Source organism: Burkholderia sp. D-99, from assembly GCF_011605345.1.
Classification (GTDB): Bacteria; Pseudomonadota; Gammaproteobacteria; order Burkholderiales; family Burkholderiaceae; genus Burkholderia.
The window spans coordinates 327,673-350,156 of sequence record NZ_JAAOXM010000005.1; the positions used below are offsets into that span (position 1 = coordinate 327,673).

Genomic DNA, 22,484 nt, shown 5'->3' on the forward strand with positions numbered 1-22,484 from the left:
TTTCATGGCGATCCGCCACCGCCGGCTGCGGAGGCGGCCGGCGGGACGACGTGAAAGCAGCGTACGTCCTTGCTCTGGAAAAGATAATCCACCAGAATCTGGAATCATCTTTCCGAAATTCGAGAGGCAACATGAACCGCCTCGAGTCGATGTCCCTGCTGGTGGCGGTGATCGATGCCGGTAGCATGTCGGCTGCCGCGCGCCAGCTCGGCATTCCGCTGGCGACCGTGAGCCGCAAGGTCGCCGAGCTCGAGTCCTACCTGAATACACGGCTGCTGCATCGCACGACGCGTCAACTGTCGTTGACCGAGGCGGGCGAGTCCTATGTCGCGGGTTGCCGGCGCATCCTTGACGACATCGCGGAAACCGAGCGCGCCGCCACCGGCGAATACGCTGCGCCGCGTGGCGAACTGATCGTCACGGCGCCGATCGTGTTCGGGCGTCTGCATGTCGTGCCGGTGGTGGCTGCGTTTCTCGCGCAGTATCCCGAGATCGACGTGCGGCTGGTGCTGACCGACCGTGTCACCCACCTGATGGAAGAGCAGATCGACGTTGCGCTGCGGATCGGCGAGTTGCCCGACAGCAGCTTCATGGCGACCCGCGTCGGCAGCGTGCGCCGCGTGATCTGCGCAAGCCCGGCTTACCTGGCGGCGCATGGCACACCCGTCGAACCGGCCGATCTGGCGCGGCATCAATGCATCACGTTCGAGGTGCTGGCGTCGCGGCGCGCGTGGGTGTTCGATGGCGAGAAGGGCGAGCTGACGGTGCCCGTGCACTCGCGCTTCGCGGTGAATACGGCCGAGGCGGCCATCGATGCAGCCGTGCTCGGCGTCGGGCTGATCCGCGTGTTGTCGTACCAGGTTGCGCAGGCGGTGCGCGATCGCACGCTGGAGGTGGTGCTCGACACGTTCGAATCGCAACCGCTGCCGGTCAGCCTGGTGCACAAGGGGCAGGCGCCGATGCCGCTGAAGCTGCGCGCATTCCTCGATTTCGTTGCGCCACGGCTGCGCGAACGGATCGCGGGGCTGGCGCCCGGTGGTTGATCGACCGGCCAAGGCAGCGGGTGGACGGCCACCGTGCGTCGATCGCCGCGCTATTCTCGCGAGAACAGGCGCCGCGGCGGCGGATCGCCATTGCGCAGCAGCCAGATGCCGGCGAAGCCGTTGAGCAGCCCGGCAAGCAGCAGCCCCGCGCCCAGCATCAGCCTGAATTCCCATTCGTCCGACATCACCGCGCCATTGAGGCGCGCGATGCCGGGAAAGGCCGGCGACACGCGCAGCCCGTCCTGCGCGAGCGCGCCGCAATACGTGTCCGTCTGCGCGTCGACGCGCGCAGGCGTCGGGTCGTGCTCGTCCGTCAGCGCATCGGCGGGCTGCCACACGGTGGAATATTCTCGTCCGGCGCCGTAGCGGAACCGCGCGCTGACTTCCCAGTACGCGGAGTGCCGGCCGTATTGCAGCGTCGCCGTGCATTGCTCGATGGTCGCCGGCACGCGCGGCCATGCCTGCGCGCGTCGCAGGATCACGGCATCGGTCAACGTGAAGCCGCCCCACAGCACGACCGCGATGCCGATCGCGAGCAGGAAGCCGGATCTCAACCAGACGGAGAACGTTCTCATCGGACGGGCGAAGGAGCGGCGCACGAACCGGCGCGCGGGAGCGCCAAGCGTACCACCGCGGCCGCATCAGCGCGGCCGTCGGTAGTCCGCGTCGTCAATACGCCGACTCGCTGCTGCCCTGATCGGTGACGATCGCCACGCCCGAGCTCGTGCCGAGCCGCGTCGCGCCGGCCTCGATCATCGCCAGCGCGGCCGCGCGGTCGCGCACGCCGCCCGATGCCTTCACGCCGAGCACGGGGCCGACCGTGCGGCGCATCAGCGCGACATCCGCGAGCGTCGCGCCGCCGTGGCCGAACCCGGTCGACGTCTTCACGAACGCGACACCGAGGTCGCGGCACATCTCGCACACGCGCACCTTCTCGTCGTCGGTCAGCAGCCCCGTTTCGAGGATCACCTTGAGCGGCACCGCACCGCAGGCGCGGTGCACGGCTTCGATGTCGGCCTTCACGTCGTCGGCGCGGCCGCTCTTCAGCGCGCCGATGTTGATCACCATGTCGATCTCGCCGGCGCCCGCCGCGATCGCGGCGGTGGCTTCGAATGCCTTGGCGGCCGACAGCCCCGCGCCGAGCGGAAACCCGACCACGGCACAGACGAGCACGCCGGTACCGGACAGCTCGCGCGCGGCGAGCGGCACGTTCGCCGAATTCACGCAGACCGAGTAAAAACGATGCTCGGCCGCCTGGCGGCAGAGGTCGCGGATCTGCGCGTCGCTCGCGTCGGGCGCGAGCAGCGTGTGATCGATGGTTTGAGCGAGTTGGGCGTTGGAAAGCGGCATGTTTCAGGACTCCACGGATCGCGTGCCGGAAGGGCACACGTAAAGTTGATGTTTTCACATCGGTTTGTTACAAATACGACATTCCGGCCGGGCCCGCGCGCCCGGCACGACAAGCGACGGATGCGGCGCGCACGCAGGATACTGGCATGGAAACGAAGAAGGGCGAACGAATCAAGACACTGATGAACGTGCTGCAAGGGCAGAACGCGATTCATCTGAAGGAAGTCGCCGAGCTGTTCGGCGTATCGGAAATGACGATCCGCCGCGATCTCGCGGACAACCCGCACGGCCTCAGCCTGATCGGCGGCTACGTGACCCGCCATTTCGCCGCGCAGCGCAGCGATATCGGCGAGTACGTGGTCAGCGCCGAGAACAACCGGCAGACCGAGGAGAAGCGGCGCATCGGCAAGCTGGCCGCGCAGTTCGTGACGACCGGCGACACGATCTTCGTCGACTGCGGCTCGACCACGCCGTTCGTCGTCGACTTCATTCCGGACGACCTCGAATTCACCGCGGTCTGCAATTCGCTGAACGTGTTCGCGAAGCTGCAGCAGAAGCCGCATTGCAGCGTGATCCTGTGCGGCGGCGCGTACCACCGCAAGAACATGGTGTTCGAGTCGGTGGCCGAGACGGGCATCCTCGACACGGTGCGCGTGTCGAAGGCGTTCATCTCCGCGGCCGGCGTGAGCGACCGTTGCGGCGTGACCTGCTTCAACTTCCACGAAGTCGACGCAAAGAAGAAGGTGATGGAGCGTGCGCAGAACCGCTTCCTGCTCGTCGACCACACGAAGTTCGACGAAGTGCGCGCGGCCTATTTCGCCGAACTGACCGACTTCAACTACGTGATCTCGGACGGGCAACTGAGCCGCCGCTACGAAACGACGATCCGCGAACACGGGATCGCGCTCGTGACCTGACGCCGCGCGGGCGGGCATCGCGCTTTGCATCGCATCAAGCATTGCGTGCTTCCGCCGCGCTCAGGTAGCCGGTGACGACTTCGAAGCGGCGCGTCGCGCCCGGCGCGAGTGTCGCGACATGGCCCTTGCGGCGTTCGGCCTGATAACCCTCCGGCTCGCAGGTCGACGGCAGCGCGAACGCGGCGACCTGCTGGTCCGCGTTGTGCAGGATCCAGCGCGTCGCATGCGGGAATTGCTCGGGGCGGTACGCGGTGTGGAATGCGCCGCCATCCGGATGCTCGAGCCGGAAATGCGCGACGCCGTTGGCATCCGTTTCCGCACCGTTCATGAAGAACACGATCTCCGGGTCGTACAGCGCGGGCGCATCTAGCATCTGAAGCCGCTCCGGCTCGCGCGCGAGCGTGGCCGTGTAGTCGCGCCATGCGGCGGTCGGCTTCACGTGCGCGGGCACGCTGTCGCGCAGCCGCAGCCCGCCGTGCGACAGCGACTGCACGAAACGCCCGCCCGGCACGTACGCGTAGTTCAGGTGCGCCATGTACATCAGGTCCATCGGCGCGCCGCCGAGATTCGTCACGTCCATCGCGATCGTCATCTGCGCATCGTGCTCGGCGAGCTGCACCGACGGACGCGCCGCATAGTGGCTGCCGAAACCCTGCACGTATTCGTACTCGCCGGTCACTTCGACGATCGCACCGCGTGCATCCGCGTCGACGACGAGGCTCGCGCGATCCATCGGCGCGCACGGCATCTCGCCGTGCAGCGCGTGCGTGTCGTCCGGCCCCGGGCAGCCGTTGCGCAGCAACCCGCTGTGGAACATGAAGCAGCCGTAGGTATCGATGATCGATGATGCGCGTTTCGGTTGCCGGAACATGTGCTTCATCGTCAGGTCGCGGCCGTCGAACGCGGCGGCCCAGATCATCTGGCCGAGATACGGCAGCACGACGAGGTGGCCGCGCCGGTTCTCGAGCTTCAGCGCCTCGACGCCGGACGGATACGCGAACGCGGTGACGGTCACGCCGTCGGTGCGGTACAGCGTGCGCGGCGTGTCGCGGAAGTCGTCGCGCCGCAGTTCGATCTCGCCTCGCATGCTCATGCTCCCGACGTGTTGCGCGTGGCGGCGTAGCGCGCGGGCGCGTGGCCGTCGGCGGCTGCGTCGGGCGTCGCGGCCGGCAGGTGGCGCAGGCAGTAGAAGCCGTAGTAGACGATCACGACGAAGCACGCGAGCGGCACGACGAATGCGAGCTGCATGTTGCCGCCCGTGTGATCGGAGATCAGCCCCTGGATCAGCGGCACGACCGCGCCGCCGACGATGCTCATCACGAGGATCGAGCCGCCGTATTCGGTGTCCTTGCCGAGCCCGTCGATCGTGAGGCCGTAGATGGTCGGCCAGCACGGGCCGAGGAACACGCTCACGCCCACGGCCGCATAGACGGCCGTGATGTTGTGCACGCTGATCGTGTACGCGAGCAGCGCGATGCACAGGATGCCGTAGACGATCAGCACCTTGGCCGGGCCGACGCGCTTCATCACGAGCGTGGCGATCAGCTTGCCGACGAAGAACGCGAAGAACGTCGCGAGCAGGTAGTGCGACGCGCCGCGCTCGGTGAGGCCGCCGATCTGCATCGCGAGCCGGATCGTGAAGCTCCACACGCCGACCTGCGCGCCGACATACAGGAACTGCGCGACCACGCCCGCGACGAAGCGCCGGTTGCCGAACAGGCGCGCGAGCGTGCCGCGCGCGTCGATCTTGTGCGTGGCCGCGCTCGGGCCGTTGCCCTTGCACGCCGGATACGGTGTCAACGCGAACACGATGAACACGGCGACGAGCACGACGATCAGCCACTTGTACGGTTCGAGCGTGGCCTGGATCATCGCGAGCTGGTGCACGTGGGCTTCGGCCGCCGACATCGCCGCGAGCTGCGCATGCGACGCATCGCCTTCCTTGAAGATCAGCAAGCTGCCCATGTAGACGCCGGCCATCGCGCCGAACGGATAGAACGTCTGCGAGATGTTCAGCCGGCGCGTGCTGGTGTCGCGCGGGCCCATCAGCGTCGAATACGAGTTCGACGCGGTTTCGAGGAACGACAGGCCCGCCGCGATCACGAACAGCGCGACGAGGAACATCCCGTATTTCGCCATCGACGCGGCCGGGAAGAACAGCAGGCAGCCGGTCGTGTAGAGCAGCAGGCCGACGAGGATCGTCGTCTTGTAGCTGAACTTCTTCACGACGGTCGCGGCCGGAATCGCGAGGAAGAAGTAGCCGAGATAGAACGCGGACTGCACGAATGCCGATTCGAAATCGGACAGGAAGAACGACTTCTTGAATTGCGCGATCAGCACGTCGTTCAGGTTCGCGGCGGTGCCCCACAGCGCGAACAGGCAGCACAGCAGCGTGAATGCGAAGAGCGGCGTGCGGTTCAGGTAATAGCCGTCGGGGGTGTGTTCGATCCTGGCTCGGCTCATGGGTGTCTCCTTCCCAATTGTCTCGTCGATGAAGGCGCCGTTCAGATGCCGGCGTCGCGGAGGAAGCGTTCGAAGGTCGCGGTGTCGGCGTACGACTTCTGCGTGCCGAGGCCCGTGACCGAATGCGCGGCGTACGCGGACGCGTAACGCATCGCGTCGAGCGCGTCGCGCGACGCGGCGTAGCAGCGCGCGAAGCAGCCGATATACGCATCGCCGGCGCCCGTCGTGTCACGCGCGTCGACCGGCACGCCGGGCACGTGCCGCACGCCGTCGCGCGAAACCAGCAGCGAACCGTTGCTGCCGAGCGTGACGAGCACGTGCTTCAGCCCGCGCGCGACCAGCGCTTCGGCGGCACGCGCTGCGGTGTCGAACGAATCGACCGGCATGCCCGACACGATCGCGAGCTCGGTTTCGTTCGGCACGAAGAATTCGACGGTGCGGATCCGCTCGAAATCGAGATCGGCCACCGCGGGCGCGGGGTTCAGCAGCACGGGGATGCCGTGGCGCGCGCCGAATTCGATCGCGTGATAGACGGTGTCGAGCTCGATCTCGAGCTGCAGCACGATCAGTGCGCATTCGGCGAGCTGCGGCGCGGCCGCATCGATGTCGGCCGGCGTCAGGTGGCGGTTCGCGCCCTTGACGATCAGGATGCTGTTGCTCGAATCGGGTTCGACGAAGATCGGCGCGACGCCGCTCGGCACGCCGGCGACCTTGCGCACGTGCGTGGTGTCGATGCCTTCGCGCTCGAAGTTGCGGATCGTGTTGTCGGCGAATACGTCGTCGCCGACCTTCGTGACCATCACGACGCGCGCGCCGAGGCGGGCGGCCGCGACCGCCTGGTTCGCCCCCTTGCCGCCGCAGCCGAGCTCGAAATTCGGCGCCTCGAGCGTTTCGCCCCGGGCGGGCATGCGTGCGACGTAGGTCACGAGGTCGACCATGTTGCTGCCGATGACGGCGATTGTCTCCATCTGCGTCTCTTCCTTGGTATGGGGTGCGCTGCACGCGTGGGTGGCGGCATGCACAATGTGATAATAAAATCACATTCAGTGTGAAAATGCAATCATATGAAGTTAGGAAGGTTGCGCCTGGTGGGGAAGGGGAGGCGCAATATGGGTGCGGAACGGGCTGCGCGGTGATCGCCGCAGGTTGTTTCGCTGTCGGCCTCGCGACAATCGGCGAGCTGCCAGGCAAAACAGGGGTGACGAGCATGCCCTCGAACGCGGCGGTTGTGATCGCCCGTTCGTGAAAGACGTGATTCCCGGAATTCGGCGGCGGATCGTGGAAGAAGTACGGGGCGGCAAGCCGATACGCCATCAGCGCAAAGCGGAGCTGTGGCATGAATCGAGTGTGAGGGCGAAGTGGCCGTCATGTAGACGGCCTCAGGCAATGCGATCGACTCGGCGGGGGATGCCAAGGACGGCTTCATCGATTCACACCGTGACGTTACCTCGATTGATCAGGTTGGCGTTGTGTGCCGGCCAGTTCCTCACACGGTACCGGGCCCTCGGCTCGCACGTCTTGCTTGTGCCCCTGTGCATCTTCTCGAAACCGGAAATCGAGAATTTGCGCAGGAACCCGAAGTGTTGACAGGTCCGCCGGACCGGGCTGTTGTGCGTCAACGTCAGCCAGCGGCATGCCCACCCGATTGATGCAACAACGCTACGCCAGCCCAGTGCCGCCAGACCCGAGCGCACGGCAAACGCGCGCAAGGTCACGTACCTAAACGGTCAAGCGGAAGATGTCGACACGTAAATATTTGAGTATCTCGTAATACCAGCCTATTGTTTGATTCCCTTTCCACGATTTAATCTCCGCCCACTGATTTACATTCTGGATATTCCAGCAGGCAACTGAATCGAGCTCATTGTCCTCCGGCCACGGTGAAATATTTTCATTCTTGACATAATTCATGACCTGCGATCGCTTCGTATATTTTTCGTTGATTATTTGGGCAACGATCTTATTTGAATTTGGCATGGATTTCGACGAGATCGCAGTGTACGCGCTCGCTACGTCCCCAACCTTCACACGAAAATATGCGGCGGAATACAAATCGTTTTCGAAGGAATGTGTTCTTATCCCGTCAGATCCGTCAATCGGCGGCAAGCTAACGCCGGTCTCTTCCAGGAATTCGCGCCTGGCGCACTTCTCCGTATCGCCTTCGTCGTTTGCACCGCCAGGCAGCGCATTCAGTCCGCCGCCCTTTTTTTGGGTCAAATCAATTCCGTTGTAATTGACCGTTTGTCCATTTTCACTTAAAAAATAGTATGCCCTCGTCCGTTTCCAGGCTATAAGAAATGTACCGACCTTGTCGTACAAGACAGCATAAGCAGGAGGTTTGGCCTTTGCAGCGGACATACCATCCTCATCGTACGTAACTACCGGATCAGAAGTCATGATCGCCCTCAATTTATGATCTGAATTGAAATGCCGCCCGGTGCGCAACCGGCGTCGCGCGGCATGACTGGTACAGCGCATTGCTTCGCGAGCGCCCGGACTCAGGCCAATTCCGGCGCCGCATCCACTCGTCGGCGATGGTGGCAAAATCACCGGCCGTCCGGCCATCGATCCAGCCCACCATGTTGGCCCTGACCGTCTCGTTGCTTCGACAGCCGATGTTGGCGGCCGCACGGCCACCGACATGAATGCCGTAGATGCGCCACTGGCCGGCGTCATTCCTAGCGACGATCGCGGAACCGTTTTGCCCCTGCGCGGTGGAAATCCTGTCGCTCAGGAGGGGCGGCGTGACGTCGGTCTGTGACCCGATGGCAGCCCACATGGTTTTGCTTTCCTGATAGGCAATCACACCGTTCTTCGCACAAGGCCTGTTTCAGCGCGCAACCATCTAATTGCTCCTGTGACATCGGTTTTAGACGCGACGCGTGAAATACCGCGCCCGATATAAGTATCCCGCCGCGTACAGCAAATCCATTACATCCCATTACGGCGTGACGCTACAACCAGGCTGCCCCGATCAGGGGCGTTGTTGCATAAATCGGGCGGGACCGCGGTCGGCTGGCGCTGACGCATGACAGTCCGGTTCGGTGTCTCTGTTATGACTTGCGGGTAGTCGCGTGGAGAACCTCGTGCGTCCGCAATCTGTTCGCATTGCCCGAGGTCATCAACATGACGGCCACTTCGTCCTCACGCTCGATTTATGCAATCGCTCCGGATGAATCGGCAGGTTGCGCATGCCGCTAGCAGCGGGGCGCATCGGCCAGCTCGTATGCGTCGCGCCGGAATTCTTTCGTGGCCTTCACGCTGGCCGCGAAAAAATGATGGTCCGCCGCTCGTCGCGTGGCCTTTGGCTTGGGCGTCACGATGGGGGCCGAAGGGGGGAACGGCAACGCGATCTGACAGCTTCGCGGGTAGTCCGCCGAGCCGCGCAGGAGGGGGCGACCGCCGCGCCTGGCGCGGGGGGCTTTCCGGGAGATCGAGATTTCTGCCGTTTTATCGTGTGATGCCGTATGACGGCGACGAGGCGAGACCCCGGTGCTGCGGGGGGCTACTGCAGGCAGTCATGCCGCCCTGGCGCGTAGGGTCGCCGGGCGTGTCGGGTCGGCTCGACCGACCCGGCGGTGGCTAGACAGGCGCGTTCGCGTGTTCTTGCCCGGCGCTTACGCGTACGCGTCGATCAGTGCATCGAGATTGCGCTGCGCGCGCGGTGTAAGCGCCGCGAATTCCGCCGATTGAAACAGCGGGGCCTGCGCGCGCAGATGTTCGAGCGCCTGCCTGCGGCCCGTGCGGAACGCAGCCGACGGCGCATCGGGATCCTGCGCCCACTCGCGTGCGATTGCGCGGTCGTATTCGTGCAGCCGATCGGGCGCAGCCGCGAGGATCGCGAGATCGGCATCGAGAAAAATCCGCCCGGCGCGCTGGAGGTCGGGGGCGGACGCGAATGCATCGGGCAGCCGGTGCGACTTCGTCGCGAGCACGAGATCGTGTGCAACGGACACGTGCGATGCGTGCGCACGCAACCAGGATGCGCTGCAGTGCGCGTTCGTGACCTGCACGAGCCATTGCGCGCTGAGTGCTTCGTTGTCCGCATAATCGGGCAGCGTCGTCGCGTACACGAAGTCGTGCGCCCATACCGTGAGCTCGATCACCGGCCACAGCGGTTCCGCGCGGAATGGTGCGAGATGCGCGAACAGCTCGGCCAGGTGCGCGAGCGTGTGGTAGTGGCGTTGCGGCTCGCCATACGCGCGCTCGACGAGCGGCCAGACGGTGGCCGTGCCGAAGCAGGCGTCGCAGGACGCGCGCAGCGTGCGGGCGAGGTCGGGGGCGGGGGCGTTCATGTCGGCGATCGGCTCGGGCTGGCGATGCGCGCAGCATAGCAAACGCGGCGGCGTGTGCAGTGCTGGCGGCGTATCGATCCGGCAATAGCTGCGGACCGTGTCGTCAGCATATCGCGGCGTGGCGGGCGGGGCGGCCGCACCGCATTTCCGATCCGGCGGTTGCCGGACGGTAGCGGCCGATTCGTCATCGCAACGGGTTGCTCGCGCGCATCGCGATGGTGAAAATCGCGGCGATGTTTCCGCCTCGCGCGTCTATACGTTGACGACGCCGCGCCCGAGTTCGATCACGCGCCCACCGACACCGATCTTCCCGCTTGCACTGACCGACAATCGCAGCAGGCAAGGCCGGCCGACGGCTTCACCTTGCTCGACCTGAAACGCGGCAGGCAGGTCGCGGTTCATCGCAAGCAGCCACCCGCCCAGATTCGCGCAGGCCGATCCCGTCCCCGGGTCTTCCGATACGCTGCCTTGCTTCACGAAGAAGTAGCGCGACACCACCGTGCCCGGACGCTCGGCATCGAACGCGAACACATACGCGGTCTTGCGGCCGAGGCTGCTGGTCGGCCAGATGTCGAGGCCCGCGCTGTCGGGCTGCGCGCGGCGCACGGCGTCGGGATCTTTGAGCGCGACGAGCAATTGATCGGCGCCGGTGTCGACCCAGATCGGCGATGCGAGCAGATCGTCTTCCGTCAGCCCCAGCAGCGCCGCCATACGGGTATCGGACAATTCGCATGCCGCCGTCTTCGGCATGCCGGCATGCGGCGCGGTAAACGTCCACACGTCGTCGTGCGCGTTGACGTCGACCACGCCGGCCTTGAATTCGAGTGCGAGAGCGTCGTCCGCACCCAGCAGGTCGCGCACGACATGCGCTGTGCCGAGCGTCGGATGGCCTGCAAAGGCCATCTCGTAGCCCGGCGTGAAGATGCGAACCCGCGCATGCGCGCGCTCCGACGGCAGCACGAAGGTCGTTTCGGACAGGTTGAACTGCACGGCGAGCGCCCGCATGGTCGCGTCGTCCATGCCGCGCGCATCCTCGAATACGCAAAGCGGGTTGCCGCCGAACGTCGATTCGGCGAATACATTGAGCAGGCGGAAGGCATAGGCGGTCATTGGACGCTCGCGTGAGGATGGTGATTACCGTACCTGGGTGAAGTGCGCGCGGCTCGATGCGCCGGCAGCCGCGCAGGGTCGCATGGGTCAGCTCGGCTTGTCGAGCGGCGCAAGCATCGCCTGCATGTCGGGATGCTTGAGGAGTTTCCTGTACTCCGCCGGACTCATTGCGTCGATCAACACGCGCCCGCTCACGTCCGCCTTGATGTACTCGACGGCAAGCAGTGCAATGACCGGATTGGTCGTCAAGGTAGCGTGATCAAGCGAGTGATCGCCGAATTCAGCCACCACTGCCTCGGTGTTGTCCGCCACGACGACGGCGAGCCGGCGGCCGGACAGCCTCAGCCTCGCGCTCGCTCCGCATTTGGCCATGTCGTAGTGGCGCGGCCCGTTGAGCGTGCGATTGCCGTAAATCGCCACGTGCGTGTCGACGCCCCGTGCCGCGGCGGCCTCGAGCAGCGGCCCCAGGTCGTCGATCTCTTCGTCCCAGACACCCGCGAAAATCTGTGTTTTCGCATTGACGATGACGCGCGCGAACGCGCTGGCGATCGCTTCCCGCCCGCTCAACGACCAGACGAGCCCAGGCTCCTGTTGAACCGGCAGCCGGTCGAGCGCGTCTGCGGCCAGTTCAAGATCCGCATTGAAGCGCGTGCGCAAATCCTCGAGCAACGACCGGTGGGGCACGGCCGCATAGCGGACGGGTTCGGACCGGTTGACGAGCACCGCACCGCGCGTTTCCAGGCGACCCAGGGTTTCATAGATCTTCGATGGCGGCATGCCGGCGCGCCGGCCGACTTCCGCGCCCGTCAGCGCAGCCTGCCCGACGAGAGCCGCGTAGGCCTGCGCCTCGTACTGGGTGAATCCAAGCCGGATCAACGACGTGATCAGCTCCGTGTTTTCGCTCATGTGTTTCGGCTCCTGCGCCCACGACGACCTGCCTGGGGCTTCTTGATTAACTACCGGAGTAGTATACAATCGCTCGAACTTACTACCCAAGTAGTAGGCGATGCTTCTCAACCTGACTGGAGAGATCTTCAAGATGAGAAAACGGATCAGCACCGGCTCCCCGTGGGAGCCCAAGGTCGGCTACTCGCGCGCGGTGGTCGTCGACAACACCATCTACATTTCGGGGACGGCCGGCAAAGGCGCGGACGTGTACGCGCAGACACGCGATGCGCTGGCGACGATCGACCGTGTGCTCGCGGACAGCGGGTTCTCGTTGTCGGACGTCGTCCAGAGCCGCCTGGTGGTCGCGGACTTCGACAACTGGGAAGCCGCGGCACGCGCGCACGGGGAGATCTACGGCGATATCCGGCCGGCGTTTTCGCTGGTGCATGCGCTTCCGTTCGTCGATCCGGAGATCCTCGTCGAAGTCGAGGCGATCGCGGTCAGGACCACGGCATGACCGTTGCCGGCAACCGCGTGCCGCTGTCCCGCACCGCGACGGCGGTGCTTGCAGTGGCGGCGGGCGTGGCGATCGCCAACGGCTATGCGTTGCAGCCGTCGCTGTCGGCCATCGCGAGCGAGTTCGGCGTGGCGGCGTCGCGCATGGCGGCGCTCGCCTCCGTGACGATGCTCGGTTATCTGGTCGGCCTTGCATGGCTGGTACCGCTGGTTGACCGCTTCAGTCCGCGCGTGCTCGTCTCGATGCAGATGGGCGCGCTCGCGTTGTTGCTGGCGTGCGCGTCGTTGTCGCCCGGGCCGCTCGCGCTCGACGCCGGCTTTTTTCTGGTGGGCGCGGCAACCACGGTGGCGGCGCAATGCAGCGCCGTCGCCGGCAAACATGCAGATCCGCAACGGCGCGGCGTGGCGATGGGGGCCGTGTCGGCGGGCATTTCCGCCGGGATCCTGCTGAGCCGTTTCGTGGGCGGCGTGTTGTCGCAATGGTGCGGCTGGCGCGGCGCATTGCTTGTGCTGGCCGGATGCGTTGCGCTGGCCGCCATCGGTGGGGCGGTGCTGTTGCCCGGCGGCCGGCCGGAGAGGGTGCCCGGCCGGGCGAACGCGATCGGTGCCATTCCACGGTTGCTGCGCGACAGTGCGCAGTTGAGGCGCCGTACCTGCGCCGGCATGCTCTGGTTCTTCGCGTTCAACCTGGTCTGGGTGGGGCTCGCGCTTCGCCTGGCCGAGCCGCCGTATGGCCTGGGTGCCGCCGCGATCGGTGCGTACAGTCTCGCGGGCGTGCTGGGCCTCGGCGTGACGCGCGTGGCCGGAAAACTCGCCGATCGATTCGGCGATCGCGCGGTCATCCGGGGCGGACTTTTCGTCTCGGCCGTGTCGACCTTGCTGCTCGGCGTTGCGCTCGGTCGTCCCGGATGGCTGGCTGTCGGGCTGGCCTTGTTCGATGCCGGCTGCTTTGCCGCACAGGTCGCGAACCAGACGCGTGTCGTCGCGATCCAGCCGGCGCGGGCCGGCGCATTGAGCGCCGCGTACCTGACGCTGTACTACGCGGCCGGCGCCGGCGGTGCCGTGGCGGCAGGGGTGCTCAACGCGCGGGTCGGGTGGGGCGCGATGATGATCGTGACGGCGGCGGCCATCGCGGCGGCCGGGTGGATCGGGTCCGCGGCGGCGGGCGTCGCGGCGCGGAACGAGCCGACGTCCGCCGGTTGAGCGCGCGGACGTTCGTACGCGATCGCGCCGGACCTCCCTTTTTCGCGCATGATCGGGTGCTTCGTCGATCGGCGGCGAGCCGCTCCCGCCATTCACCTGCCTGCGACGCCGGCGGACAGGCCGGCGCCGGGTCAGGCAGTCGCGCACGGGCGCGCGTATCTCGAATCCGACGACAGGCGCGCCGGCTCGCACGGCGAACGGCTTCCATTCGATTCCGCGCGGCGACCGGACGGCTACGCTGTCCGCATACATGCATCCGTACTGCCCGCAGATCGCCGGCGTGAGGATGGCGTGCCCGTTGCGAATTCACGCGTGGCAATTGTGCGAGGCATAGTCGAATGCGGCGGCTGTCGGTCGATCGCAGGGGCGTGTCATTGCCGGATCGCGGGAAGCGAATCAAAATAGGCCCGTACCGCGGGGGGAAGCGCAACCGAGGAAAGATGTCGATGGCGAACGCCGGGACATCATCGGGTACGCGTCACCGGAAATCGAAAAGACCGGAGTTGAAGCATAAAAAAGGGAATTGCAATGAACGTGAGAGAGCTTCGCAACAAAAAGGAAAATGTCTATCACTGGATCATGATGGTGATCGGAGTCATTCTGTGGGTGGCGATCGCGGAACTGGTGTGGGACTACTGGGGTCATCCGAAATTTGGCGCGACGGTCCATCTGTACGTCGGATACGCCGTTGCGTTCGTGGCGTTCCGCTGGGTGGCCGGTGTGATGTATCGCGCGATCGCGTTCGGGAACATGGTGCTGCTTGGCCCGTCCCAGTTTCCCGAGATTTACGCGATGGTGGAGGCGGGAGCGAAGGAGATCGGGCTGGGCGAGACGCCGAAAACGTTTATCTACAATTCGAATGGATTGTTCAATGCGTTTGCCCGACGCATCCTGGGCGGTCGTTACGTCTTTCTGACATCGGCACTCGTGCAGGCAAACAATAATGCGCAGGTGCGCTTCGTGATCGGCCATGAAATCGGACATCATGCTGCCGGACACCTGAACCCGTGGATGAATTTCATTAAACTGCCGGCGCACATCGTTCCATTTCTGGGTAAGGCCTATTCGCGCGCGAGAGAGTACACCTGCGACAGCATCGGCGCGTATCTGTCGAAAGATGCCCGCGCATCTCGAAGCGCATTGCAAATGCTTGGATGTGGCTGTCAGCGGCTGAACGACTCCATGAACGCCGATGCGTTCGCCGCGCAAGAGGGCAGCGTGCCCGAGATTTCCGGGTTTATCGTCGAGATTTGCAGAACGCATCCGCGCCTGACGCGACGTGTCTCCGCAATCAATACGTGGTCGAAATATGCGGGCGACGGCGAACCGACCTTCGACATGAAGTTGCCGGCCGGGCAACGGTAGTCGCGCGGCTTGCGGCTGAAAGCGTGTTTGCCGGCCCGTCGGGCGATCCTGATGCCGTGTCGATCCCGATGGAGCGGGGCAAGGCCCACGTATCGTCCATGACGCCGGCGGCCTTCGCCGCCGTCACAGTGCCCTTCACGTGGGCCAACAAGCTATCGGGCAAGCGATCGACGACCGGCGTCGCGATGACGTGCTGGCCGCCTTGCAGGCCAGTACGTTGATCGCGCCGTGGCCGGCAGGCGGGCGCATGCCGACACCGGACCGTCCGCTCGCCGCGTTGCGCGCGAGCCGGTTTATTTCGACCAGCGCCTCATCGCCCGGCTGAACGCGGAGGTATTCTTGTACCCCAGTCTCGCGGCTATCTCCTTCACCGTGTATTCCCTTTCCGATAGATATCGCGACGTCAGGTCCTGGCGGACAATATCGTACAAAGCACTAAACGACGTGCCCATTTCCTGAAGCTTTCGCTGCAGGCTCCGCATCGAAATGCCGAGTTTTTGAGATAGTTCCGCGACATCCTGGCACGTGGGGTCCTCATACATCAGGCCGAGCAGCCGCCCGATGAGGTCGGAGGGAACCCAGTGCGCCAGTTCAAATTCACGTTTGGCGCACGCCTTCCTTGCCGTTTCGAATTCGAGTGGATGTGCGAGCGGAAGCGCGATTTCCAGCGTCGATGCACTCAATTCGAGGTAGTTCTCGTCGGCGTCGAACTCGATCGGGCAGTCGAAATATTCCGAGTAAGACTCTGCGTGTGGCGGCTCGGGATAGACAAACCCTATTTTCGAGAAATCGGGATTGCATCCGATCAGGTCGCGTATCTGTCGGCGTACCGCCGTAAATACCATGTCGGTATTGACGACGAGCAGATCGGTGCGATAGGTATAGCCGCCCACCGTGATTCTCGCGGTCTCGCCCGCCGTGGTCACCCGTATTCTGAAATAGCTGATACCGAGCAGCGGGTGCTCGAAGCCCAGGCGCAGCGCGGCGCCCAACGTTGGGCTCACCAGCATCGCGTGGCCACGCAGGCCGTACGACGTCACCGGGATCGCATGGCCGATATGCAGTCCGATCGCGCTGTTGCCGGTCGCCTCGAGCGCATTCGCGAACAGAACCATTTCCTGGGCATGCGTCACCATTGCGCCGGGTCGTTCGATGTCTGATGGAGAAATGCCGGTGCCTTTCAGCACGACGTCGACCGGAACGCCCATGCGCTTCATCAAGTCGAGCGTGATGAAGATGGTGTGCAGTGGCGCTGGACATTGTGCAGCAGTGCGGCGAACCGCGTCGGCTACCGGCTTCATTCGATCCCTTGGATTCTAGTTCCCCAACAACTTTGTAAACACGACCTGACACCCGTACTCGTCCAGATCGCCACGCTTCCAGCCCAGACGCTGGTAAAAGCCATCGGCGCGCGAGCCGGGATCGGTCACAAGCGTGACCTGATCCACGCCCTTGTCCTTCAACCACGTCAGCGCACGGGCGAGCAGCTCGCGGCCGATGCCCGCGCCATGGAATCGCGGTGACACGAACAAGGCGGAGATGAAAGGCTTTTCAGTGATGACCGGCAGGCAGATCCCGACTGCCTCGTCACCATGCTCACAGATCCAGCCGCCTCCCTGCCTGATCTTCTCGATCAGGAGGTCGCGGTTCAGAAGATGGACTTGGTGGGGGTGAATTCTATTCTCGCGCACGGAGAATCGCACATCATAAAAGGCGCCGACATCTCGCTCGGTCATCGGGCGGTATTTCAGCTTCTCAGCAATGGTCATGTTTTTATTGCCTCTCTTCTCGTTATGTGAAATTTGCGTGCCAAAAAACTGCGCAACTATCTCACGATTTTTGCAAACCCTCCACGATTGAGGATTTTCGAGCCGGCCGAAGTCGTGTCGCTGGCGGTTCGCCCTGGTCGGTTGGCACAGTCGGAACCCTTGCTTTCCAGGCGTGCGATCCGGCATCGCGAGCCAGGTGGCTACATCGCGCGCCACGGATTACCGGCTCGGTGTCCGCGCATGGCCCGGTGCGCCGTATTCAGTCATTTCAGCCCGGTGATCGGCAGCCTTAAAATGCCGGGGCGGCGATTTCGGCAAGGCGCGAGATCGGAAATTTCGATATATGCAATAATTCCTAAAAAAATGCAGTATCGCAAATTTATAATGATGATGGCGCACAGGGGTAACACATTGGCGTAATCGGCACATGCGCCGACTATAAATGAGGCTGTCGATTTGGTACGCTTCTTGCCAATCGAACTGAATGATTTGAGGTCGTTGGCAGTGCGCCAAGTCTCCATGCTCAATCTACTGAAGTCGTGGCGGCCGATGGCCAACCCGACGGCGCTCGTCATGCTGGTGGGCGTCGTCCTTCCCGTGATCGTCCTGGCGGTTGTGTCGCTCAGTGCGCCGCGCGACTTCGGCGGCGTGTCGTGGGGCGACTTCACTGTCCGGGCATACGAGCGGATTGTCTTCGATCGGGACTGGGATGGGGCGCGCGTCCTTCAGTGGGGCTATCTCGCCATTTTCGCCCGGTCGATGATCATGGCCGTCCTGACCACCGCGGGTTGTCTCCTGATTGGATTCCCGACAGCGCTGTTCATTGCGACGCGCTCCCCGAAGTGGAAGGCCATGTTGCTGATCCTGATCACGATCCCGTTCTGGACCTGCGTCGTCGTCCAGATGTACGGGTTGATCATCGTCATTGCGGACGATGGCCTTCTGAACCGGTTGTTGTCCGGCGCCGGCCTGATGCATGGCCCGCTCGGATTGCTCTATACCGATCTCGCGACGCTGATCGGCCTGGTCTATGCCTTCACGCCGTTCATGGTCGTGCCGATCTTCGCCGCGCTCGACGATTTCGACTGGCGGCTGGTCGAGGCGGCCTACGACCTCGGGGCTGACAAGTCGGCGGCACTGGCCCATGTCGTCGTGCCGTGCTGCCGTCCGGGCATCATGGCCGGAACAGGGCTCGTCTTCGTTCCGGCACTGGGTTCCTATACGATCCCGGGTCTGCTCGGCGGCAACCATGCTTTCATGATCGGCAACCTGATCGACTTCCAGTTTGCCGGGGGACGGGATTGGCCGTTGGGCGCCGCCATGTCGTTCGCCTTGCTCGCCATGGTGCTTCTGGCGATGCTCGCGTCTCGCCTGGGTTCGTTGTTCCGACGGCAGGAGCGTATGCATGATTTCGCCTGAACTGCGCCGGTTTCCACTGACTGCGGCGATCGCATGCGCGGTGCTGGCGTTCCTCTATCTGCCCATGCTGACCGTGATCGGGATGAGCTTCAACACCGGGCCGTCCGCCCTCATATGGGACGGGTTCGGGATGCAAGCTTACGTTGATGCCTGGGCTGATCCGACACTGGTCCGCGCCGCGAAGAATTCGCTCTTGCTGGCGCTGGCGTCGATGGTGCTCTCCACCACGCTCGCGACGGGCGCGGCAGTCGCGTGGTGGTCGAGAGGCGACCGGCGCGGTTTCGACTCCGCGGGACTCGTCATTGCGCTGCCGCTCGTGATACCCGAGATCGTGCTGGCAATTGCGACCATGATGCTGTTCTCGATGTTCGAGACGGAACTGGGTTTCGGTGCCGTTCTGTTTGCTCACGTGGTGTTTTGCGTGCCGCTTGCCTACCTGCCGATCAAGGCGAGACTCGCGACGATCGATCGCACGCTGCTTGAGGCAGCCGCGGACCTGTCGGCCACGCCCTGGGCCACATTCAGGCAAATTACCCTGCCTCTGGCGCTATCCGGCATCGTCGCGGGGGCGCTGCTGTCCTTCGTCGCGTCGATGAACGATTACGTCACCAGCTACTTTCTCGCCGGCGCGGGCATGACCACCTTGCCGATGTACGTCTTCGGCGCGTTAAAGATCGGAATCACGCCGAAGATCAGTGCCGTGTCGACCGTCATCATCGGACTCTCGACGCTGCAACTGATGGCGGTCTGGATCGTCGGTGCCCGAGGCAAAAGAAGATCCAGGACCCAGCAGTCCGAGTTACACCACGCCAATCTCCACGCAATAGGAACAGCATGAAAAAAACAATCGGTGCGATGTTGCTTCTTGCCGCCGTCACGACCCAGGCCGCCGAGTTACATATCGGAAGCTGGCCGAACATCCTGCCTGTCAACTTGCTCAAGAAGTTCCAGGCCGATACCGGCATCGAGACGACGCTCGACACCTATGCGAGTGATGCAGCGTTGACCCAGAAGCTTCAGGCGGGAGGAGGGGGATACGACGTCGTGGTGGGCGGCGACTACTACGTTCCGGTACTCGTGAAGTCTGGCCTTCTGCTCAAGCTGGACAAGAGCAAGCTGCCCAATATCGCCAACATCAAGCCCGAGTACCGTCATCCGTCGTTCGATCCGCAGCGGGATTACGCGATGCCGTTTACGGTCGTCCTGACCGGGTTTGCCTACGACAGCGCGCGCGTGCCGGGCGGCCGGCTCGACGATAGCTGGAAGTCGTTCTTCGAGCCCCCGGAGGCGCTGCGCGGCCAGGTCGGCGATCTGGACGTCGAGGAGGAACTGTACATGGCCGCGAGCTGGTATCTGGGACAGGATGAATGCACCGAGCGTCCCGAGGACGCGAAACGCGTCCTCGATGTGCTGCAGAAGCAGAAGCCGTTCGTGAAGACGTATAGCAACGACGGAACGGTCGATCGTCTCGCGACCAGGCAGATCATCCTTCAGCACGTCTGGAACGGCGCCGCTGCACGGGCACAGGACCGCTTGCCGACGATCCGGTTCGTGTATCCGAAAGAGGGCGTCCGGTTGTTCATGGACAGCTTGCTGGTTCCGGCAAAAGCGCGAAACGTCGATTCGGCCTACAAGTTCCTGGACTGGATGATGCGGCCCGAGAACATCGCGCTGGTGACGAACGCGCTCCGGTACAGCAACGAGATCGTCGGATCGGAACGCTACATCGATCCCGCGCTGCTCGACAATCCCGCGATCAAGACGCCGGAGCAGTACAAGGCGCGGCTCAAGCCTTACAAGATGTGCTCGCCCGCGGCGATTCAACTGCGTAACAAGGTCTGGCTGAAGCTGAAGAGCAATCAATGAATCGCGCCGGACGTCGATGACCTGCCGGATGAGCGATTCGCGCGTGCAGCGGTGGAGCCGGGCGCCGCCACTGCACGCATCACCCGATGCGATCGTCGTCCCCGGCGGCGGCCGAACACGGGGCCGCCGAGCCGGTATGCAGTCGCCGGCGTGATCTTGCGCGCTGGGGCGCGGTGTCTGCATGGGTCCGGACGGAGTTCGAGCCGTCACTTTCCCGATGCGCCATTTCATTCCGGCGAAGACACGCAGCCTCGGTCGCCGCCCGTCCGTGTTCGGTGATTGGCAGGCTTTCGGCACGGGCGGTTCGCGATCGCTTCTCTCGATCGCGCCTTTTAATCGATGCGGCGTGGTGCATCAACCTGATACGGTTCGGACACCTATATTTAATTATTGCGGATGCCGCGAAAAACAGACGATTGATTTTCTTCGTTTCGAGAATACGATATGCAGAGCTACCGAGATTTGAAAGACCAGATCCAGAAACTCCAGACGCAGGCTGAACTTGCGCGTACTCAGGAACTGGCGAGCGCGATCAAGGAAGTACAAAGGTTGATTGCCGAATTCGATCTGAGGCCCGAGGATGTGTTCTCCAGGCCGAAGCTCAGGCCGCGCCCCGTCAAGCGTCGTGGTCCCGCCGCCGTAAAGTATCGCGATCCGGAATCCGGTGCGCAATGGAGCGGACGGGGACGAGAGCCCCGGTGGATCGCCGGCCGCGAAAGGGACCAGTTCCTGATCCACGAGGCGCATGAGATCGCGGAGCGGGCGGCATAGCGGGCAAGCGAAGCGCCGGGTTGACCGCCGTGCCTTCGTCCGACGTCACGCACCATCCGGAACGCGGTGGTCGGCATCCGAACGCGGGCCCGGTTCATGCGAGCTTATGGCATACCATGTCCAGATCATTGTCGCCTAACCGAATTCGTGTTGCATGGGAGCGCATTCGTGCATCGGTTTGGCGTTGCATTCCGGCAGCGTGCCGCAAGTCGGCCGGCCTTCAATCGCCGAGCGCGCTTGTCGCGGATCCGGGCGGGGCCGATGTTGTGCTCGCAGCGACCCTGTCCGCCGTCAGGGCGGAAGCCAGTGTCTCCGAACTCGAAAGTCTGGAAGGTCGGCACCGGCGACTGGCGACCGCGTATTTTCCGAGCGTTCGTGCCCGCATCGACCTGATCGGCTCGCGTGTCCGGAAAGCCCGGCTCCACGCCGTGCGCGCCCGTGCCCATGCCGACGCCGCTGTCCTGATGTTCCTGGGCGGAATGGAGAAGAATCACCCGGGTTCGCCGTTGGAAGGGCTCAAGCGTCACGCCGAGCAAGCGGAACAGGCGCAAATGCTCGCAAGCGATCTCCTCGACATTTCGCTCGCGTTGGAGCGCCGGGAAAAATCCCGTTTCTCGCGACGCCGGTGAAGACACATCCCGAAGTCGGGCCGTCGCGCCGGTCGTCCCGGCCGTGTGTGCATGCTCGCGCCACAACGTGCCGCCCGGACCGTTTCACTTTTCAGGCGTTCGGAAGGAGCGCCCGCGTGAATCGGACGAATCGATGAGGTAAGCTGCTGATTGGCTGGAGGGTACTTTGATCTCGATGGATGTTCTTCGACATTGATCTGGCAGAGGACATGAAACTCGACGAAAGCGTTCCGAATACCGGCGGCGGGCTTGCGCCGCAGGCCGCCCTGGCCGCGCTCGTGCGCGGCGTCGAAAGTCACGGCATTCCTGCCGGCACCGATTGGCCGAGCGCGGAGCGCTATCTCGCGGACAACGAAAGGCAGTGGAAATTCTCGGCGGTGCTGGTCGCGATCGTCGCGCGGCGCGAGCCGACGATCCTGTTGACCAAGCGCGCGTCGGATCTCAGTGAATACTCGTCGCAGGTGAGTTTTCCGGGCGGACGCCCGGCGGCGTCCGACCGCGATATCGGCGCGACCGCGTTGCGCGAGGCGTTCGAGGAAATCCGTCTCGTGCCTGAGGCGGTTCACGTGGTCGGCAGCTTGCCGATCCATAAAACCAGGAAGCGCAATCACGCGATCTTTCCCGTGGTCGGCATCGTGCCGGAAACGGCGCAATGGGAGGCGGCGCCCGCGGAAGTCGCGGAGATCTTCGAGTTTCCGTTCGCCGCGCTGCTGAATCCGGATCTGCCGCGTCAATACACGGACGGCGAACGCACGGGCGCGTGGTACTGGGCGGAGCAGGCGCAGGACATCTGGGGCGTGACGGCCTTCATCCTGAAGTCGCTCGCCGATCTGGCACGCGATGCCGTGCACATCTACCGGTAGCGCGGCGAGATACGGCT

23 protein-coding genes and 1 pseudogene are annotated in these 22,484 nt (G+C 63.9%); 11 read left to right on the forward strand and 13 right to left on the reverse strand.

The annotated features are described in order from the left end of the window. Positions 1 to 131 precede the first annotated feature (131 nt). Positions 132 to 1,043 (forward strand): LysR family transcriptional regulator, encoded by a 912-nt coding sequence (locus HAV18_RS21040; protein ID WP_166959274.1) that lies wholly within the window; start codon positions 132 to 134, stop codon positions 1,041 to 1,043. 50 nt (positions 1,044 to 1,093) lie between these two features. On the opposite strand, the gene HAV18_RS21045 is transcribed toward HAV18_RS21040, so the two are convergent. Next, positions 1,094 to 1,618 carry a DUF3592 domain-containing protein gene (locus HAV18_RS21045; RefSeq protein ID WP_166959276.1) on the reverse strand — a complete coding sequence of 175 codons (525 nt, stop codon included), beginning with the start codon at positions 1,616 to 1,618 and terminating at the stop codon, positions 1,094 to 1,096. Between the two features lie 94 nt (positions 1,619 to 1,712). Beyond that, entirely contained in the window at positions 1,713 to 2,393 is a 681-nt protein-coding gene (deoC, locus tag HAV18_RS21050) for a deoxyribose-phosphate aldolase (RefSeq protein ID WP_166959278.1), read from the reverse strand. Between the two features lie 146 nt (positions 2,394 to 2,539). Between deoC and deoR the strand changes: the two genes are divergently transcribed. Next, complete coding sequence (gene deoR / locus HAV18_RS21055; RefSeq protein ID WP_166959280.1) at positions 2,540 to 3,310, forward strand: DNA-binding transcriptional repressor DeoR; 771 nt, start codon at positions 2,540 to 2,542, stop codon at positions 3,308 to 3,310. A gap of 34 nt (positions 3,311 to 3,344) precedes the next feature. On the opposite strand, the gene HAV18_RS21060 is transcribed toward deoR, so the two are convergent. The 9 genes and pseudogenes from HAV18_RS21060 to HAV18_RS21100 form a co-directional block, all read right to left on the reverse strand. Continuing rightward, on the reverse strand, positions 3,345 to 4,397 hold the full coding sequence (locus HAV18_RS21060; RefSeq protein ID WP_166959282.1) for an aldose 1-epimerase family protein: 1,053 nt from the start codon (positions 4,395 to 4,397) through the stop codon (positions 3,345 to 3,347). Positions 4,398 to 4,399: 2 nt separating this feature from the next. Beyond that, the gene (fucP, locus tag HAV18_RS21065) at positions 4,400 to 5,773 is read right to left on the reverse strand and encodes an L-fucose:H+ symporter permease (protein ID WP_166959284.1); all 1,374 of its coding nucleotides are present in this window, start codon (positions 5,771 to 5,773) and stop codon (positions 4,400 to 4,402) included. Between the two features lie 41 nt (positions 5,774 to 5,814). Next, entirely contained in the window at positions 5,815 to 6,741 is a 927-nt protein-coding gene (rbsK, locus tag HAV18_RS21070) for a ribokinase (protein ID WP_166959286.1), read from the reverse strand. 465 nt (positions 6,742 to 7,206) lie between these two features. Continuing rightward, a pseudogene (locus HAV18_RS21075) lies at positions 7,207 to 7,311 on the reverse strand (IS5/IS1182 family transposase); the annotation flags it as partial. 181 nt (positions 7,312 to 7,492) lie between these two features. Beyond that, complete coding sequence (locus HAV18_RS21080) at positions 7,493 to 8,170, reverse strand: NUDIX hydrolase (protein WP_166959288.1); 678 nt, start codon at positions 8,168 to 8,170, stop codon at positions 7,493 to 7,495. 13 nt (positions 8,171 to 8,183) lie between these two features. Then, positions 8,184 to 8,579, reverse strand: coding sequence for a hypothetical protein (locus HAV18_RS21085; RefSeq protein ID WP_166959290.1), 396 nt, complete (start codon positions 8,577 to 8,579; stop codon positions 8,184 to 8,186). Positions 8,580 to 9,390: 811 nt separating this feature from the next. After that, a complete protein-coding gene (locus HAV18_RS21090; RefSeq protein WP_166959292.1) occupies positions 9,391 to 10,068 on the reverse strand; it encodes a hypothetical protein in 678 nt (225 codons plus the stop codon). A gap of 252 nt (positions 10,069 to 10,320) precedes the next feature. Then, on the reverse strand, positions 10,321 to 11,178 hold the full coding sequence (locus tag HAV18_RS21095) for a PhzF family phenazine biosynthesis protein (RefSeq protein WP_166959294.1): 858 nt from the start codon (positions 11,176 to 11,178) through the stop codon (positions 10,321 to 10,323). 87 nt (positions 11,179 to 11,265) lie between these two features. After that, positions 11,266 to 12,084: a TrmB family transcriptional regulator gene (locus HAV18_RS21100; RefSeq protein WP_166959296.1), complete on the reverse strand. Its 819-nt coding sequence runs from the start codon at positions 12,082 to 12,084 to the stop codon at positions 11,266 to 11,268. A 133-nt stretch (positions 12,085 to 12,217) separates the two neighbouring features. Here HAV18_RS21100 and HAV18_RS21105 point away from each other — a divergent pair, with 133 nt between their 5' ends. The 3 genes from HAV18_RS21105 to HAV18_RS21115 all read left to right on the forward strand — a co-directional run bounded on the left by HAV18_RS21105 (position 12,218) and on the right by HAV18_RS21115 (position 15,150). Next, positions 12,218 to 12,583 carry a RidA family protein gene (locus tag HAV18_RS21105; protein ID WP_166959298.1) on the forward strand — a complete coding sequence of 122 codons (366 nt, stop codon included), beginning with the start codon at positions 12,218 to 12,220 and terminating at the stop codon, positions 12,581 to 12,583. Further along, on the forward strand, positions 12,580 to 13,785 hold the full coding sequence (locus HAV18_RS21110) for an MFS transporter (protein ID WP_166959300.1): 1,206 nt from the start codon (positions 12,580 to 12,582) through the stop codon (positions 13,783 to 13,785). The genes HAV18_RS21105 and HAV18_RS21110 overlap by 4 nt, the downstream gene beginning before the upstream one ends. A 528-nt stretch (positions 13,786 to 14,313) precedes the next feature. Further along, the gene (locus HAV18_RS21115; RefSeq protein WP_166959302.1) at positions 14,314 to 15,150 is read left to right on the forward strand and encodes a M48 family metallopeptidase; all 837 of its coding nucleotides are present in this window, start codon (positions 14,314 to 14,316) and stop codon (positions 15,148 to 15,150) included. 293 nt (positions 15,151 to 15,443) lie between these two features. Here the strand turns inward: HAV18_RS21115 and HAV18_RS21120 are convergent, their stop codons facing one another. Both HAV18_RS21120 and HAV18_RS21125 read right to left on the reverse strand, forming a co-directional pair. Then, on the reverse strand, positions 15,444 to 16,451 hold the full coding sequence (locus HAV18_RS21120; RefSeq protein ID WP_166959304.1) for an AraC family transcriptional regulator: 1,008 nt from the start codon (positions 16,449 to 16,451) through the stop codon (positions 15,444 to 15,446). A 15-nt stretch (positions 16,452 to 16,466) separates the two neighbouring features. Further along, entirely contained in the window at positions 16,467 to 16,919 is a 453-nt protein-coding gene (locus HAV18_RS21125; protein ID WP_166959306.1) for a GNAT family N-acetyltransferase, read from the reverse strand. 573 nt (positions 16,920 to 17,492) lie between these two features. Here HAV18_RS21125 and HAV18_RS21130 point away from each other — a divergent pair. The 6 genes from HAV18_RS21130 to HAV18_RS21155 all read left to right on the forward strand — a co-directional run bounded on the left by HAV18_RS21130 (position 17,493) and on the right by HAV18_RS21155 (position 22,467). Then, positions 17,493 to 18,338 (forward strand): ABC transporter permease, encoded by an 846-nt coding sequence (locus HAV18_RS21130; protein WP_166959782.1) that lies wholly within the window; start codon positions 17,493 to 17,495, stop codon positions 18,336 to 18,338. Then, complete coding sequence (locus HAV18_RS21135; RefSeq protein WP_166959308.1) at positions 18,325 to 19,176, forward strand: ABC transporter permease; 852 nt, start codon at positions 18,325 to 18,327, stop codon at positions 19,174 to 19,176. The genes HAV18_RS21130 and HAV18_RS21135 overlap by 14 nt, the downstream gene beginning before the upstream one ends. Continuing rightward, on the forward strand, positions 19,173 to 20,204 hold the full coding sequence (locus HAV18_RS21140; RefSeq protein WP_166959310.1) for an extracellular solute-binding protein: 1,032 nt from the start codon (positions 19,173 to 19,175) through the stop codon (positions 20,202 to 20,204). Before HAV18_RS21135 ends, HAV18_RS21140 begins: the two co-directional genes overlap by 4 nt. A gap of 444 nt (positions 20,205 to 20,648) precedes the next feature. Beyond that, a complete protein-coding gene (locus tag HAV18_RS21145; protein WP_166959312.1) occupies positions 20,649 to 20,975 on the forward strand; it encodes an H-NS family nucleoid-associated regulatory protein in 327 nt (108 codons plus the stop codon). A gap of 116 nt (positions 20,976 to 21,091) precedes the next feature. Then, positions 21,092 to 21,604 (forward strand): hypothetical protein, encoded by a 513-nt coding sequence (locus tag HAV18_RS21150; protein ID WP_166959313.1) that lies wholly within the window; start codon positions 21,092 to 21,094, stop codon positions 21,602 to 21,604. Positions 21,605 to 21,813: 209 nt separating this feature from the next. Beyond that, positions 21,814 to 22,467, forward strand: coding sequence for a CoA pyrophosphatase (locus HAV18_RS21155; protein WP_166959315.1), 654 nt, complete (start codon positions 21,814 to 21,816; stop codon positions 22,465 to 22,467). Positions 22,468 to 22,484: the final 17 nt, after the last annotated feature.

Excerpts from the sequence above, each read along its gene's own strand:
- HAV18_RS21110 (WP_166959300.1), top strand. The coding sequence starts at position 12,580 with ATGACCGTTGCCGGCAACCGCGTGCCGCTGTCCCGCACCGCGACGGCG.
- fucP (WP_166959284.1), bottom strand. The coding sequence starts at position 5,773 with ATGAGCCGAGCCAGGATCGAACACACCCCCGACGGCTATTACCTGAAC.
- HAV18_RS21045 (WP_166959276.1), bottom strand. The coding sequence starts at position 1,618 with ATGAGAACGTTCTCCGTCTGGTTGAGATCCGGCTTCCTGCTCGCGATC.
- HAV18_RS21100 (WP_166959296.1), bottom strand. The coding sequence starts at position 12,084 with ATGAGCGAAAACACGGAGCTGATCACGTCGTTGATCCGGCTTGGATTC.
- deoR (WP_166959280.1), top strand. The coding sequence starts at position 2,540 with ATGGAAACGAAGAAGGGCGAACGAATCAAGACACTGATGAACGTGCTG.
- rbsK (WP_166959286.1), bottom strand. The coding sequence starts at position 6,741 with ATGGAGACAATCGCCGTCATCGGCAGCAACATGGTCGACCTCGTGACC.
- HAV18_RS21145 (WP_166959312.1), top strand. The coding sequence starts at position 20,649 with ATGCAGAGCTACCGAGATTTGAAAGACCAGATCCAGAAACTCCAGACG.
- HAV18_RS21115 (WP_166959302.1), top strand. The coding sequence starts at position 14,314 with ATGAACGTGAGAGAGCTTCGCAACAAAAAGGAAAATGTCTATCACTGG.
- HAV18_RS21095 (WP_166959294.1), bottom strand. The coding sequence starts at position 11,178 with ATGACCGCCTATGCCTTCCGCCTGCTCAATGTATTCGCCGAATCGACG.
- HAV18_RS21120 (WP_166959304.1), bottom strand. The coding sequence starts at position 16,451 with ATGAAGCCGGTAGCCGACGCGGTTCGCCGCACTGCTGCACAATGTCCA.
- HAV18_RS21090 (WP_166959292.1), bottom strand. The coding sequence starts at position 10,068 with ATGAACGCCCCCGCCCCCGACCTCGCCCGCACGCTGCGCGCGTCCTGC.
- HAV18_RS21040 (WP_166959274.1), top strand. The coding sequence starts at position 132 with ATGAACCGCCTCGAGTCGATGTCCCTGCTGGTGGCGGTGATCGATGCC.
- HAV18_RS21155 (WP_166959315.1), top strand. The coding sequence starts at position 21,814 with ATGAAACTCGACGAAAGCGTTCCGAATACCGGCGGCGGGCTTGCGCCG.
- HAV18_RS21130 (WP_166959782.1), top strand. The coding sequence starts at position 17,493 with ATGCTGGTGGGCGTCGTCCTTCCCGTGATCGTCCTGGCGGTTGTGTCG.
- HAV18_RS21080 (WP_166959288.1), bottom strand. The coding sequence starts at position 8,170 with ATGACTTCTGATCCGGTAGTTACGTACGATGAGGATGGTATGTCCGCT.
- HAV18_RS21150 (WP_166959313.1), top strand. The coding sequence starts at position 21,092 with ATGTCCAGATCATTGTCGCCTAACCGAATTCGTGTTGCATGGGAGCGC.
- HAV18_RS21060 (WP_166959282.1), bottom strand. The coding sequence starts at position 4,397 with ATGCGAGGCGAGATCGAACTGCGGCGCGACGACTTCCGCGACACGCCG.
- HAV18_RS21125 (WP_166959306.1), bottom strand. The coding sequence starts at position 16,919 with ATGACCATTGCTGAGAAGCTGAAATACCGCCCGATGACCGAGCGAGAT.
- HAV18_RS21105 (WP_166959298.1), top strand. The coding sequence starts at position 12,218 with ATGAGAAAACGGATCAGCACCGGCTCCCCGTGGGAGCCCAAGGTCGGC.
- HAV18_RS21140 (WP_166959310.1), top strand. The coding sequence starts at position 19,173 with ATGAAAAAAACAATCGGTGCGATGTTGCTTCTTGCCGCCGTCACGACC.
- HAV18_RS21135 (WP_166959308.1), top strand. The coding sequence starts at position 18,325 with ATGATTTCGCCTGAACTGCGCCGGTTTCCACTGACTGCGGCGATCGCA.
- deoC (WP_166959278.1), bottom strand. The coding sequence starts at position 2,393 with ATGCCGCTTTCCAACGCCCAACTCGCTCAAACCATCGATCACACGCTG.